Genomic DNA, 618 nt, shown 5'->3' on the forward strand with positions numbered 1-618 from the left:
GGCGACCTCTTGGTCGGTGACATCGGTAAAGTTGGTGCCTTTGGGGAAATAAAACCGGATATCCCGATTCATCCGCTCATTGCTACCTCGCTGCCACGGCGAATGCGGATCGGCGAAAAACACCTGGATATTCTCCGCGACAGAAAACTCCGTGTGTTTGGCAAACTCCACTCCCTGATCCCAGGTCAACGTCGAAATCGTGGTGTCCATCGACTCTTTGAGCCGACGAATCATCCGTACCATCACCTCATTGACACTGGCGGCAGTATGGTCAGTGCCGAGTCTGCCGAGCAGCACAAACCTGCTGCGGCGTTCCACCAACGTCGCTAAAGCACTGGTGCCATCTGCGCCAATAATCAAATCGCCTTCCCAATGACCGGGTACCGCACGATCATTGGCTTCGGCTGGGCGAAGTGAAATATTGGCATCATGAGTCCAGCGTTTTCCACGTGGCTTGGGCACCCCTGCGAGAAGCGAGCGGGGTTTACGCCCTGGCCGGGTAGTCCGGCAGGACTTTTCAAACACAAGTTCTTTGCGCAAGCTTCCTGCCCCTTGTACGTAAAGGGCCTGGTAAATCGACTCGTGGCTAATAGTCATGGACGTATTATCACCCCACAG

Annotated in this window: 1 protein-coding gene; it reads right to left on the reverse strand. The window is 54.9% G+C overall.

What is annotated here, in order from left to right; translation table 11 throughout:
• Positions 1 to 597, reverse strand: a 597-nt coding sequence (locus tag HMPREF2849_RS10985) for an IS30 family transposase (RefSeq protein WP_246822124.1), incomplete at its 3' end; no start/stop codon positions are given.
• Positions 598 to 618 lie beyond the last annotated feature (21 nt).

It is taken from the genome of Corynebacterium sp. HMSC073B01, assembly GCF_001838255.1.
GTDB classification, from domain to species: Bacteria; Actinomycetota; Actinomycetes; order Mycobacteriales; family Mycobacteriaceae; genus Corynebacterium; species Corynebacterium jeikeium_D.